At 46.1% G+C, this 12,880-nt stretch carries 15 protein-coding genes and 1 riboswitch; of the genes, 6 read left to right on the plus strand and 9 right to left on the minus strand.

Annotated elements, in window-relative coordinates; genetic code table 11:
- Positions 1 to 119: 119 nt before the first annotated feature.
- From ACJHYW_RS14195 to ACJHYW_RS14205, 3 genes are read left to right on the plus strand one after another with little or no spacing between them, the layout of a single operon-like run.
- Positions 120 to 1,397, plus strand: a complete 1,278-nt coding sequence (locus ACJHYW_RS14195) for a nucleoside permease (protein WP_000858523.1) — start codon at positions 120 to 122, stop codon at positions 1,395 to 1,397.
- Complete coding sequence (locus tag ACJHYW_RS14200; RefSeq protein WP_000846189.1) at positions 1,394 to 2,398, plus strand: ADP-ribosylglycohydrolase family protein; 1,005 nt, start codon at positions 1,394 to 1,396, stop codon at positions 2,396 to 2,398. Before ACJHYW_RS14195 ends, ACJHYW_RS14200 begins: the two co-directional genes overlap by 4 nt.
- On the plus strand, positions 2,395 to 3,360 hold the full coding sequence (locus ACJHYW_RS14205) for a carbohydrate kinase family protein (RefSeq protein ID WP_000093021.1): 966 nt from the start codon (positions 2,395 to 2,397) through the stop codon (positions 3,358 to 3,360). The genes ACJHYW_RS14200 and ACJHYW_RS14205 overlap by 4 nt, the downstream gene beginning before the upstream one ends.
- Here the strand turns inward: ACJHYW_RS14205 and ACJHYW_RS14210 are convergent.
- The 4 genes from ACJHYW_RS14210 to thiM all read right to left on the minus strand — a co-directional run bounded on the left by ACJHYW_RS14210 (position 3,334) and on the right by thiM (position 6,600).
- Positions 3,334 to 4,080, minus strand: a complete 747-nt coding sequence (locus ACJHYW_RS14210; protein WP_000434038.1) for a GntR family transcriptional regulator — start codon at positions 4,078 to 4,080, stop codon at positions 3,334 to 3,336. The two genes, ACJHYW_RS14205 and ACJHYW_RS14210, sit on opposite strands and share 27 nt — an antisense overlap.
- A gap of 51 nt (positions 4,081 to 4,131) precedes the next feature.
- On the minus strand, positions 4,132 to 4,950 hold the full coding sequence (locus ACJHYW_RS14215) for a glycoside hydrolase family 25 protein (protein ID WP_001361580.1): 819 nt from the start codon (positions 4,948 to 4,950) through the stop codon (positions 4,132 to 4,134).
- A 64-nt stretch (positions 4,951 to 5,014) separates the two neighbouring features.
- Positions 5,015 to 5,815 carry a bifunctional hydroxymethylpyrimidine kinase/phosphomethylpyrimidine kinase gene (gene thiD, locus ACJHYW_RS14220; RefSeq protein ID WP_000822262.1) on the minus strand — a complete coding sequence of 267 codons (801 nt, stop codon included), beginning with the start codon at positions 5,813 to 5,815 and terminating at the stop codon, positions 5,015 to 5,017.
- Complete coding sequence (gene thiM, locus ACJHYW_RS14225; RefSeq protein ID WP_001195576.1) at positions 5,812 to 6,600, minus strand: hydroxyethylthiazole kinase; 789 nt, start codon at positions 6,598 to 6,600, stop codon at positions 5,812 to 5,814. The genes thiD and thiM overlap by 4 nt, the downstream gene beginning before the upstream one ends.
- Before the next feature lie 34 nt (positions 6,601 to 6,634).
- Positions 6,635 to 6,731, minus strand: a riboswitch (TPP riboswitch).
- A 215-nt stretch (positions 6,732 to 6,946) separates the two neighbouring features.
- Between thiM and ACJHYW_RS14230 the strand changes: the two genes are divergently transcribed.
- Positions 6,947 to 7,186, plus strand: coding sequence for a hypothetical protein (locus ACJHYW_RS14230; RefSeq protein ID WP_000141032.1), 240 nt, complete (start codon positions 6,947 to 6,949; stop codon positions 7,184 to 7,186).
- Positions 7,187 to 7,351: 165 nt separating this feature from the next.
- Here ACJHYW_RS14230 and ACJHYW_RS14235 read toward each other — a convergent pair whose 3' ends face one another.
- From ACJHYW_RS14235 to ACJHYW_RS14245, 3 genes are all read right to left on the minus strand, one after another.
- Positions 7,352 to 7,597, minus strand: coding sequence for a hypothetical protein (locus tag ACJHYW_RS14235; RefSeq protein WP_000617145.1), 246 nt, complete (start codon positions 7,595 to 7,597; stop codon positions 7,352 to 7,354).
- A gap of 11 nt (positions 7,598 to 7,608) precedes the next feature.
- Positions 7,609 to 8,328 (minus strand): hypothetical protein, encoded by a 720-nt coding sequence (locus ACJHYW_RS14240; protein WP_000594464.1) that lies wholly within the window; start codon positions 8,326 to 8,328, stop codon positions 7,609 to 7,611.
- Positions 8,329 to 8,474: 146 nt separating this feature from the next.
- A complete protein-coding gene (locus ACJHYW_RS14245) occupies positions 8,475 to 8,657 on the minus strand; it encodes a hypothetical protein (RefSeq protein ID WP_000870791.1) in 183 nt (60 codons plus the stop codon).
- A 1,764-nt stretch (positions 8,658 to 10,421) separates the two neighbouring features.
- On the opposite strand from ACJHYW_RS14245, the gene ACJHYW_RS14250 reads away from it, so the two are divergent.
- Positions 10,422 to 10,973 (plus strand): recombinase family protein, encoded by a 552-nt coding sequence (locus ACJHYW_RS14250; protein ID WP_001273871.1) that lies wholly within the window; start codon positions 10,422 to 10,424, stop codon positions 10,971 to 10,973.
- Positions 10,974 to 11,139: 166 nt separating this feature from the next.
- Here the strand turns inward: ACJHYW_RS14250 and ACJHYW_RS14255 are convergent, their stop codons facing one another.
- On the minus strand, positions 11,140 to 11,604 hold the full coding sequence (locus ACJHYW_RS14255) for a helix-turn-helix domain-containing protein (protein ID WP_001316486.1): 465 nt from the start codon (positions 11,602 to 11,604) through the stop codon (positions 11,140 to 11,142).
- A 110-nt stretch (positions 11,605 to 11,714) separates the two neighbouring features.
- Here ACJHYW_RS14255 and ACJHYW_RS14260 point away from each other — a divergent pair, with 110 nt between their 5' ends.
- Positions 11,715 to 12,062 (plus strand): hypothetical protein, encoded by a 348-nt coding sequence (locus tag ACJHYW_RS14260; RefSeq protein ID WP_000737407.1) that lies wholly within the window; start codon positions 11,715 to 11,717, stop codon positions 12,060 to 12,062.
- Between the two features lie 77 nt (positions 12,063 to 12,139).
- Here ACJHYW_RS14260 and ACJHYW_RS14265 read toward each other — a convergent pair whose 3' ends face one another.
- Positions 12,140 to 12,865, minus strand: a complete 726-nt coding sequence (locus ACJHYW_RS14265; RefSeq protein WP_000240373.1) for an HNH endonuclease — start codon at positions 12,863 to 12,865, stop codon at positions 12,140 to 12,142.
- Positions 12,866 to 12,880: the final 15 nt, after the last annotated feature.

A 12,880-nucleotide genomic window follows, 5' to 3' on the forward strand; every position in this document is an offset into this window, starting at 1 on the left:
CGATTCATCAGAAAAAATGTTACAGCGGTCAAGCTTTCACCGCAAAGGTATTTAAAAGGTATTATTAAGTGGTATTGTCATCGCGTACCTTACATTACCTGTCATGAAGGAATTAAAAGATGAAAACAACAGCAAAGCTGTCGTTCATGATGTTTGTTGAATGGTTTATCTGGGGCGCGTGGTTTGTGCCATTGTGGTTGTGGTTAAGTAAAAGCGGTTTTAGTGCCGGAGAAATTGGCTGGTCGTATGCCTGTACCGCCATTGCGGCGATCCTGTCGCCGATTCTGGTTGGCTCCATCACTGACCGCTTTTTCTCGGCACAGAAAGTGCTGGCGGTATTGATGTTCGCTGGTGCGGTGCTGATGTATTTCGCCGCGCAACAGACCACTTTTGCCGGGTTCTTCCCGTTACTGCTGGCCTACTCGCTAACCTATATGCCGACCATTGCGCTGACTAACAGTATCGCTTTTGCCAACGTGCCGGATGTGGAGCGTGATTTCCCGCGCATTCGTGTGATGGGGACTATCGGCTGGATTGCCTCTGGTCTGGCATGTGGATTCTTGCCGCAAATGCTGGGTTATGCCGATATCTCACCGACGAACATCCCGCTGCTGATTACTGCCGGAAGTTCTGCTCTGCTTGGTGTGTTTGCGTTTTTTCTGCCCGACACGCCACCAAAAAGCACCGGCAAAATGGATATTAAAGTCATGCTCGGCCTGGATGCGCTGATCCTGCTGCGCGATAAGAACTTCCTCGTCTTTTTCTTCTGTTCATTCCTGTTTGCGATGCCACTGGCGTTCTATTACATCTTTGCCAACGGTTATCTGACCGAAGTTGGCATGAAAAACGCCACTGGCTGGATGACGCTCGGCCAGTTCTCTGAAATCTTCTTTATGCTGGCATTGCCGTTTTTCACTAAACGCTTTGGTATCAAAAAGGTATTGTTGCTTGGTCTGGTCACCGCTGCGATCCGCTATGGCTTCTTTATTTACGGTAGTGCGGATGAATATTTCACCTACGCGTTACTGTTCCTCGGTATTTTGCTGCACGGCGTAAGTTACGATTTTTACTACGTTACCGCATACATCTATGTCGATAAAAAAGCCCCCGTGCATATGCGTACCGCCGCGCAGGGGCTGATCACGCTCTGCTGCCAGGGCTTCGGCAGTTTGCTCGGCTATCGTCTTGGCGGTGTGATGATGGAAAAGATGTTCGCTTATCAGGAACCGGTAAACGGACTGACTTTCAACTGGGCCGGGATGTGGACTTTCGGCGCGGTGATGATTGCCATTATCGCCGTGCTGTTCATGATTTTTTTCCGCGAATCCGACAACGAAATTACGGCTATCAAGGTCGATGATCGCGATATTGCGTTGACACAAGGGGAAGTTAAATGAAAACAGAACGTATTCTCGGTGCTCTTTATGGGCAGGCGTTAGGGGATGCGATGGGGATGCCCTCCGAGCTTTGGCCACGCAGCCGCGTTAAAGCACACTTTGGCTGGATTGACCATTTTCTGCCTGGACCAAAGGAGAATAACGCAGCCTGTTATTTTAACCGCGCCGAATTCACCGACGATACCTCGATGGCGCTGTGTCTGGCGGATGCGTTACTGGAACGTGAAGGCGAGATCGATCCGGATCTGATTGGGCGTAATATTCTCGACTGGGCGCTGCGTTTCGACGCCTTTAACAAAAACGTACTAGGTCCGACCTCGAAGATTGCGCTTAACGCCATTCGCGACGGTAAACCCGTTGCTGAACTGGAAAATAACGGCGTGACCAACGGCGCAGCGATGCGCGTCTCGCCATTAGGTTGTTTGCTTCCGGCGCGTGATGTTGATTCCTTTATTGATGATGTGGCGCTGGCCTCCAGCCCGACCCATAAATCCGATCTGGCAGTTGCAGGTGCGGTAGTCATCGCATGGGCGATTTCTCGTGCCATTGACGGAGAAAGCTGGTCAGCGATTGTTGATTCACTGCCTTCAATTGCGCGACATGCACAGCAAAAACGCATCACTACCTTCAGCGCCTCACTGGCAGCACGTCTGGAGATTGCGCTGAAAATTGTGCGCAATGCCGACGGCACCGAATCCGCCAGCGAACAGCTGTATCAGGTCGTTGGCGCAGGTACCAGCACTATTGAGTCCGTTCCGTGCGCCATTGCGCTGGTTGAACTGGCACAAACCGACCCGAATCGCTGCGCCGTCCTGTGCGCTAACCTTGGCGGCGACACAGACACCATAGGTGCTATGGCGACGGCAATTTGCGGCGCGTTGCATGGCGTTAACGCTATCGATCCTGCGTTAAAGGCGGAACTGGATGCGGTAAATCAGCTTGATTTCAACCGCTATGCCACAGCGCTGGCGAAGTATCGCCAACAACGGGAGGCGGTATGAGCAGCGCTCGATTACACACGCTGCTGCCTGAATTAACCACGCGTCAGCCAGTGATGGTCGTCGGCGCGGCGGTCATTGATGTGATCGCCGACGCTTATGCCCTCCCCTGGCGTGGGTGCGATATCGAACTGAAACAGCAGAGCGTTAACGTTGGCGGCTGTGCACTGAATATTGCCGTGGCATTAAAGCGCCTCGGCATCGAAGCGGGTAATGCCTTGCCGCTCGGTCAGGGGGTGTGGGCGGAGATTATTCGCAACCGGATGGCAAAAGAGGACTTAATCAGCCTGATCGATAACGCCGAAGGTGATAACGGCTGGTGTCTGGCGCTGGTTGAGCCGGATGGCGAACGCACTTTTATGTCATTCAGCGGTGTGGAAAATCAGTGGAATCGCCAATGGCTGGCACGATTAACCGTTGCGCCTGGCAGCCTGCTCTATTTTTCCGGTTATCAACTGGCCTCGCCCTGCGGCGAATTGTTAGTGGAATGGCTGGAAGAGCTGCAAGACGTGACGCCATTTATCGATTTTGGCCCACGTATTGGCGATATCCCGGATGCATTACTGGCGCGGATCATGGCCTGTCGACCTTTAGTGTCACTCAATCGTCAAGAGGCTGAGATTGCCGCCGAACGTTTTGCTCTATCCGCAGAGATAACAACACTAGGCAAGCAATGGCAGGAGAAATTTGCCGCGCCGTTGATCGTTCGTCTCGATAAAGAGGGCGCATGGTATTTCAGCAACGACGCTTCTGGCTGCATTCCGGCATTTCCAACGCAAGTTGTAGACACCATTGGGGCGGGCGACAGTCATGCCGGCGGCGTACTTGCCGGGCTGGCCTCTGGTCTGCCACTGGCGGATGCCGTATTACTGGGCAATGCAGTGGCGTCGTGGGTTGTCGGGCATCGGGGCGGTGATTGTGCGCCAACGCGCGAGGAACTACTCCTCGCACACAAAAACGTATAGATCGCTGCGACAGTGGCTGATGCTGTACTCAATAGGCCGTTGCTGTTGGTCAAGCGCCACTTGCTTGATCACCAGCACCGGTATTTTGCTATCTAACTGAATATGTGACTGAAACTCGGCATCCGGCATCCGGGCGCTAACGCGGGAACGCGTACGTTGTGGGTAAATGTGCTGGCTGCGGAAGTAGTCATAAAGAGAAATCCCGATGGCATCAACATCATGAATTAAATGTGCCGGAACCCACGATTCCTCAATCGATACCGCTTCTTCATCGACATAGCGAATACGCTTAAGCAAAAAGACATCACTTCCCGCTTCGACCGCCAGCTGCTGCGCAACTTCTTCGGGACATTTCACGACACGCTTGTTAACCCATAGCGTATCGGGCTTTTTCCCGCGCAATACCACCTGCTGAGAAAAACCTCGCGCTTCTTTCAACGAGTATTCGAAGATGTTGTTGATCTGCGTACCGTAACCACGCGAACGCGTCACCACGCCCTCTTCTTCCAGCGCCTGCATCGCCTTGCGCACCGTAATGCGCGAAACGCCGGTTAACTGACTTAAATCACGCTCACCGGGCAAAATATTGCCATGCTCCAGCACCCCGCTGCGCACGGCATTTTTTACCGTTTCGGCAAACTTAATATAAAGCGGCGTGTTATCCGCCGCTAAAATACGTTCGTTCAGTTGGGCAATCAGCTGGGTATGCGCTTGTTCCATTTGTCTTTTTCCTGCCGGGGAGTCTGGTGGGAGTATATCACTGCTTCTTATTTAAGGCGTTTCTTTAATCCCATCAACGAATCCCTGCAACTCCTCCTCTGTGCCATTAAACACATTAAAATCCACCGGACCATTAATGCCATCTACCTGCCCACGGTCGGAATGCTGCCAGAAGCGCCAGGCCATGCCGTCATTGTCCGGACGACGTTGATAGTAGTGAGCCACCCACCACGGATATTCATTGAAATAGCCCGCCAGATTCGTGTGATAAAAAACGGCTCCTGAGTAAATAATCGGCTTTTTCCCCGTACTTTTTTCGACCATTTTTAGCCACTGACTTACCCGCTTGCGTAATTCTTTTGCCGATAATTTTCCCCGTTCTTCTACGTCCAGCACGGCAGGGAAATCGCCTTGTGAGAAATCCACCGTTTGCAGAAATAATCTCGCCTGAACTGAAGCGGATACCGACGGGGAAAAATAATGATACGCCCCGCGCAGCAGGCCATTTTCGCGGCTTAGTTGCCAGTTACGCGAAAAATAGGGGTCCACCAGCTTTTCGCCTTCCGTCGCCTTAATAAAGGCAAATTGTAAGCGAATACCGTTATCGCGCATTTTTGCCACCCGCTGCCAGTCGATTCGCTCCTGCCAGCGTGAAACATCAATACCATGAATGGTGTAACTGGCAGGAATGCGAATAGCAAAAGATTTGACCGGGCGATAACCGTAGAAGTGGATGTAGTCTTTAATCTGAATTGCTGTCGAATAGAAAAAATTCACCGTCTGACGCGGATAAATTGCAACGATGGAAATTAGCCCAAGAGCGCATAATAAAGCGGTGAATTTTTTTCGACTGGTGATTCTCAGCTGCATTGGTTTCATCCCTGAATGTCAGCGCCAAAGGCTGACAATAACCAAAGCAGCTATAGTACGGTGCTCACCACCAGGCGTGGAAGTGGTGAACCGGACCAATACCGTGACCAACTTCCAGCGTGTCGGCCTGGGCTAACGCCGATGAAAGCCAGCTTTTTGCCTCCTGTACGGTGTCAGCCCAGTTTGTATGGCGCGGGCGCAGTGCAGCCAACGCCGCAGAGAGCGTACAACCAGTGCCGTGAGTGTTTTTGGTCATAATGCGCGGTGCGGTAAACCGTTGTTCACCCTCGCGGGTAAACAGCCAGTCCGGGCTTTGCTCATCATCCAGATGACCACCTTTCATTAGCACTGCGCCACAGCCCATCGCCAACAGCGATCGCCCTTGTTCCAGCATTTCCTGTTCGGTGCGCGCGTGTGGCGCGTCGAGCAAGGCGGCTGCTTCGGGCAAGTTTGGCGTTATTAATGAAACATGTGGCAATAATCGACTGCGTAGCGTGGCAACTGCCGAAGGTGAAAGCAGCGGGTCGCCGCTTTTTGCCAGCATAACGGTGTCGAGTACCACGTTTTGGATCTGATAACGTTGCAACCGTTCTGCCACCGCTTCAACAATATCGGTTTCCGCCAACATACCGATTTTAGTGGTGTCGATTCGCACATCACTGAACACCGAATCGAGCTGGGCGGCGACAAAATCAGGCTCAATGCGATACACCGACTGTACGCCACGGGTATTTTGCGCCACCAGTGCAGTAATCACTGAGCAACCATAAGCGCCAAGTGCCGAGAAGGTTTTAAGATCGGCCTGAATCCCCGCACCACCACTCGGATCAGTACCGGCAATCGTCAGAGCGTTAATTCGTTTCATGCCTGCACCTCCTGCGTCAATTGCCAGAGCGCATCAAGGAAATGTGGAACAAAACTGCCTGGCCCCTCGCTTCTGGCAACTGCGCGTTCTCCGGCTTGTTTCATCCAGTGACAGGCAGATGCGATATTTTCCAGCGTATCGCCTGGTAGCGCACAACAGGCAGCGACAACCGCCGATAATGCACAGCCAGTTCCTACCACTTTGGTCATTAGCGGATCGCCACCGTGAATGCCAACGATACGATGTCCATCGGTAACATAATCCACCTCGCCAGTGACCACGACGATTGCGCCAGTTTCCCGTGCCAGTGTTTGTGCAGCAGGTATCGCGTTAGCTGCGGCATCAGTGGTATCCACTCCCCGTCCGCCATTAGCAACGCCAGCTAATGCCATGATTTCCGAAGCATTACCACGTATGGCGGTTGGCTTATGAGACAGAAGTTCCAGACAAAAACGGCGGCGATAATCGAGTGCACCCACCGCTACTGGATCAAGCGTCCAGGGTGTTTGAGAGCGTTTTGCCTGTTCAACGGCGGCACGCATCGCCTGTGCGCGTGGCTGCGTCAGCGTGCCAACGTTAATCAGCAACGCACTGGCGATTGCCGCAAACTGACTGGCCTCTTCGGTTTCGATGACCATCGCTGGCGATGCACCGAGCGCCAGTAAGGTATTGGCAGTAAAGGTTTGCACCACATCATTGGTCATACAGTGCACAAGGGGGGAATGTTTGTGAAAAAGATGTAACGCGTGCGCAGATTGCGCGGAACTCAGCAGGTCGACTTGCATAGTTTGCTCCTGCCATAACGTGAAGAAGCAATGACCTGGTGGTCCGTGACTTCCCTACGCTGGCATTATCCAGATCAGGTGATACGGGTATTTCTCAGCCTTCACGCAGAAGGGCACCCCGAGTCGTTTGGTTGAATCTCTATATTTTGTGCCAGCTTAGGGGAAGTGGCTTGCAGATGCAAGCTCGCCTCCATTAATTGCTTCTTCTCTGTGTACCCCATTTTGTACCCCATATCAGAAATGAAAAAGAAACATTTAACATCTATCATTCAGATGATAAAAACTATTGATTATCTTAATTTGCTAATTTATATTATTTATCTAAATTTGATAGGTGAGATAAAAAATGACAGAAACCCAGATCTACGAGAACATTAAGCAAGCCATTAGCAGCGCACCACGAAATAGCCAAACGATGGAAATGCACCTCCAGATGATCAAATATGCTGACCATCTGAAAAAGGTTACGGCAAAAGAGTTTTGTGAAGGTGTAGGACTTAAAGCCAGCTTTGGTACAGAGTTCAGCAAAATGAGAAATCTTACCGAGCGACTCAAAGCTGCTGGACTTGACACCACGAAGTTATAAAAAACAAATCATCAATATATTATTTTTGTTTTCCAGACTTACTTGCATATGTTTCTACGAGCATAAAAAACAACAACCACCACATAGCTATTACCATAATAATGTTTTCCTTTTATATTAAACAGAGAAATAGAATTAGAGCGTGGAATAGATGAATTCTATTTTCTATAACTTCTTGAGGTTGAATGTAGAAAAAGACAGCTCTTTCATTTCAATAACACCGAAATTTGATAGCTGTTTCAGCCAGAATTTTAAACCTGACTCAGAGCAACCTGCTCGATGTAACACATCGCTATATTTTAGCGGTGTTGGCTTTCCTTTATAGAGGTAAACAAGCGTTTCGTAGGTGTGTTTTCCGGTGTCGTTACACTGAATGCGGTCTACTTGATTTTTTACTAAATATTGGATCATAGTCCTCCTTATTAAAATGGAATGTCAAAATCGTCCTCTTCTGTCTCAGGTATCGTGTATATATGTTCTCTTCCTGTAAATTCAGAAACCACTATTGAAATTAGCCTGTATGCCTCTATTTTATCGCCCTGCGTTTCAGCTAAAGCCCACTCAAGGGCTGCTTCTGTTGGCTGTCCATTCGGTTTGCAAATAGTGACACCGCCCCAAGGAAGCTCTGTTTTTTCCTGCTGAATAGAGCGTGTTGTTTCTAGTGTTTTTTTATCTTCCGTAGGGGGAAGCTGTTCAGGAACAGCTTTAACAGTAGATACTTGCTCTGTCTGTGGCTTTTCTGCATTTACAGAGGCTTTCGCTTCTCTTGGTGCTGTAATATGTGCATCTGTAAAGGGTAATGCTTTATAGAGTGATGTTTGACCGTGGCGTGCCTCTACAGAAAGAACTCCCATATCAACAAACATATTTATAATATTGCGTACCTGACGATCACTAACCATTCCAATATTAGCTAATGTTTTTTGAGTAGCGTAACATTCTTGCCCTTGTTCATTGAATCCAGCTATATAGCTATAGATTTCAACGGCTGGCAGTGTAGCGGTGTATTCATTACCAGATGGTGAGTACCATTTTTTAAACATCTTCAACCATTGCTCAACAACTACATATTTTTGTTTACCATCTTTCTGATTTAGACATTTGGCTTTCGCTTCGGCAATTGTTTTGATATTTTTGATCATTTAGTTCCTCCTTTGTAAGGACTGTAATTAGTAGTTCATTAACAAGTTTTGGAATTGATTTCCCTTCTGCCTTTGCGCGATTTAACAACGCGTTATAAGTTGCAGAGTCAAAATTAATATTCATTTGGTTTTCTCCTCTCCTGTTATTATTCTTTCTCTGCTTCTGCCTTACGCAGTTCATCAATAATCTTGAGTGCATCGTCAAAGCATTTTTCACGCTCTGGATAACCTCGACTCCTTGCCATATTACGATTCATTACTACTTGATGTCGTGTTAACTCACCTTTTTTAAATGCCTCTACGACGTGTTCCGGTATAAACCATTTCATAAAAAACTCCTTATTCAGTTAAAAGAAAAACACCTTGCAAGCCTGACGGCTTCAAAGTGCATTGATTTTGATTATTTAGAGAAGAATGTTTTTCTGTCCCTCTAGTACCTATTATTACATATAAATAAACATTTGTCAATATCTTTTCATAAAAAATCAGAACCTTTTCATGCACTTACATTTTTTCTTAGCGATTCGTGCTCTCCTGTGTAGTGCTATTCTTCATTACCAGCTAAAACGCTCTAAAACGCGTTCTAACGAAGTTTTGATAAAAGCAATACATTCTCTTATGTAATGGCTGTTTAGCTCGCCAGAGGCTTATTTAAGTGGCTTATTTTGTATTTGTTAGATGATGATAGATATAAAACAGAGAGTTCTTAGATTAGTTACTTTATAAAACGCTCTGTAAAGCCCTGTAGTGAGTTTATATATGTAGGCAAAGCGGTTTCCATTCTCTACCCTGCTTAATGCTGTTAGAGAAGCATTTAGACCCCTTATTTTTAATTACCTAAAGTATCCTCTATACATCTCTGTTATGAAACACCTCTGAATCCTTCATAAAACACATTATGACGCAAAGAACACTTTTCTAAGGTGATTCCCTTCCTGAACTCTGTTTCTTGCGTCAGAGAGCTACACAGAGAGCTTATAAAGCTATTATTAATAATAAAGTAGATAAAGTAAGTAAGATAAGTAAGAAGATTAACTAAGATAGATAAGATTAATAAGATCAGAATTCTCTTTCGGTGTCGCCTCTGGCTTTTCCACCGAAAACAATTACACGACTACAGAATGTAGGAAGTGAAATTGTATTGAGGCTTAGTGAAATTACACGAGGAAAGCAGAGTGTAATTGAGCTTTAGCCGCTCTCTCTTCGAGTAATTACACAACTACAGAGAATAACAGAGTTATTAAATGTAGGAGGGTAATTAAGAGTTAGAGAGAGTTAACACGTAAGCAATCAGATGATTGGTTAGGTGATTACTCTTACTGCGCACAGCGCAATAGTATTCCTTCGTGGGCGTTACCGCCAACGATAGTTACACGAAGAAAGTAACGCTTTGCTTTCGGTGTGAGCGGAACGGGCCAGCCACAAAGCCCGAAAGGTAGCGGAGTAAGGCTGCTTGCCAGAGAGTGGAGCTAACGCCGGAAGGCAAAAGATCATATATATAGTATAAAGAATATTATTTAATTATAGTATTGGTGGAACTCATTACCTAAGGTAAACCGGAGACCACTTCCAACGGTTAGGCAACCACTTCCAATTGTGTTATTTCCCCTTTTACCCTAAGTAAATTTTAGCCTTTCGTTACATCCATTTATCACATAGCACTTACCCTGTGTAAATCATAGAATAATGCTCTCTATTCCCTGTGTAATTCCATACTAAAAAATTCAATGAAAAGTAGTTTAAAAGTGCAATGTTAGCTTTCTTCACTTTTACATCACTTTCGCTGCGCCTTGTGTAATGCGGCTTACAGAGCACTATCAGAAATTATTGATCAAAAATCAACCTATTATTTGTCGAACAAGTTTTCTTTAATGCAACAAAAATTATTTTTTCAAAATAAACACACAATTTAATAGCTTGCTAATTTTACCAAAATGTAACTACATGATTCTCATGCAAGAAGTGTAGTGATAAGGCAGGCTAAATCACCACACTAAAAAACTTCGAATTTCGTAGTGAAAAAAGTACTTTACACACCTAATCAACACGCTCAATAATCACTACACACAAATCAATACAGAAGAAAAAAGAAGATGGCTAATATTGGATACATTAGGGTATCGACTGTGCAACAAAACACAGACCGTCAATTAGCAGGAGTAACTCTTGATAAAGTCTTTGAAGATAAAGCGTCAGGCAAGAACACTCAGCGCCCACAGTTTGAGGCAATGATGAACTATGTGCGGGAGGGTGACGTGTTACACGTCCATAGTATTGATCGCCTTTGTCGTAATACAGCCGACCTTCTGGCAACTGTAGAGCAATTAACAAAGCGCGGCGTGTCTGTGCATTTCCATAAAGAAGACTTTAAGACAGGAAAGAACTCTCCCGCAGGGAATATGATGCTCACAGTTCTTGCAGCAGTGGCACAAATGGAACGTGAAATGATGCTTGAGCGTCAACGTGAAGGGATCGCCGCAGCCAAGGCCGCTGGACGTATAGCAAAACGTGGTAATGGAAAAGCAATTGATCGAGCGGGAATTGCTGCCGCTCTCGCGAATGGTGGCTCAATTCGGAGCGTAGCAAAAGATTTCAGTGTCAGCACGCAGACGGTGCAACGTATCAAGAAAGAGCAGGTGGCGTAATGCCTCCTTGATATTTGACAGGGACGGTCGGCAAAAATCGGGGCTTGCTGATCTCAGCGTTGAGCGGTTCTTGCAATGGTGCCTAGGTGCTCGCTTGTATTCCCCTTCGATAATCACCACTAAGCCACTTATTGCCTTGTGGAGTGGCCCGAAAATTACTGATATCTTATTGATTCAGTCGATCCCATTTAACCGCAGATACAATTCCCCAATTACCACTAGCATTAGGCCTACGCCACTTCGCGGTTTCCATTCCACGAAGGTATTCGAGAGCTTCATTGAACGAACTGAAACGTTTCTGGGCTGATTTTTCCCCTACTCTAAACGAACCATCGCGAGTACTTGCCAATCCTGGATGAAAACACGACCCATCTGCAGCATAAGGAACAAGTACCTCCTGATCATCAGGTTTCCTTGAATCAGAAGCCAGTAACTGCCAAGGCTCAATACGCAAAGCGTCAGCCAGAACCTCAATTGCATCAAGAGATGCATTAGAGCAACCACGCTCAATTCGACTCATATAACTACGTGCAAAACCACACCGATCTGCAAAGGCCTCTTGGCTTAAGCCAATAGCTATACGGAACTCTTTTACTCGTTGTCCAAAAAGGTATCTCAGATTCTTTCGCATGGCACAAAGATGCAATTTGACGCACCAATTAACCACGCACTAATCGTGACATTTTGAATCAATCATGTATTATTAGCATCACCATCCATTTGACACACCAAGGGAGACAAATGAAAAAACTAGTATTTGCCGCTTTGTTAATTCCAGTGATGGGCCACGCCACAACCTTTTCCTGTAAAGCAATACAGGAAGGTCATATTGACTCGGGAAGTCAGAAAGTTTCTGTAGATTCAACTTTTGATATACAAGATAAAAAAATGACCATAAATCTTGGCGGTAAAACTTGGAGACTTGATTTGGTAGGTCAAAAAAGCATCGCAAAGATGTATGCTACACCTGACGGAGGGGTTGCAGCCACATACATTGACAATGGCAGTATACCGATATTTGTATTACGCCCTTCTAATCCCGATGGGGAGATGGCTGTTTACACATTGAGTATGTGTTCTGAAGTATGATTGATCGGCGTGATATTCACGCCGTTTTTGGGGAAATTTGTATATTGAAAAATATAGAAATAGAACTTTTATCAAGCCTATTTATTAACAGGTAGTAATGTCAGATCGCCATAATGGGCTTGTCTATGGCAATTAGGACATAATGCAATAGCATTTTCCACAGAGTCCTCCCCCCCCTTTGAAAGCCACTCAATATGATGAACTTCTAGAAATGGAGTACCATCTTCCTTTAGAAAAGGAGCATCTCGCTTACAATATTGACATTTTCCATTTGCTCTCAAAAGAACTTCAGCAACTACATATGGGCTTCGTTTATAAACTCGTGTTGTTACTTCGATTAGTTCCGGGATTTTACTTTCTGTCGCTAAAATTTGCTTTCGTTCCACTGAAGATAATTTTGCAGCCGTCTCAACAGCTTCTTCGAAAACCGATTTTACTTGACGATAACGCCACATCCCTTCTAAATCCTGGTATAATTCCCAAATACCGTGCACAGATGGTTGATAGATTTCAAAAATATTTCCACGCTTGAACAATCGGTCATACTTATGATGCCGATGAGTTACATCATCAGTTCGTCGGGCAGTTTTGTTGAAACTCCAGTAGCTCCGCTTACAATTAACTGTATTAGCAATTAAATTGAGCCAAGTATTATCTTTATAAGATGGAAATAGCTTTCTAAGATAATCATCTACCTGCTTAGCCGTTGCAGCCCCACCAAACTGATTAGCAATTATCTGTATGGTAATAGCTCTTATCGGTTGATCGCCATACTTGTATTTTTTGCCTAAATTTTTAACCATAGAAGACTCACTAAG

The sequence above is a fragment of the Escherichia sp. WS3063 genome (assembly GCF_046486595.1).
GTDB classification, from domain to species: domain Bacteria; phylum Pseudomonadota; class Gammaproteobacteria; order Enterobacterales; family Enterobacteriaceae; genus Escherichia; species Escherichia coli.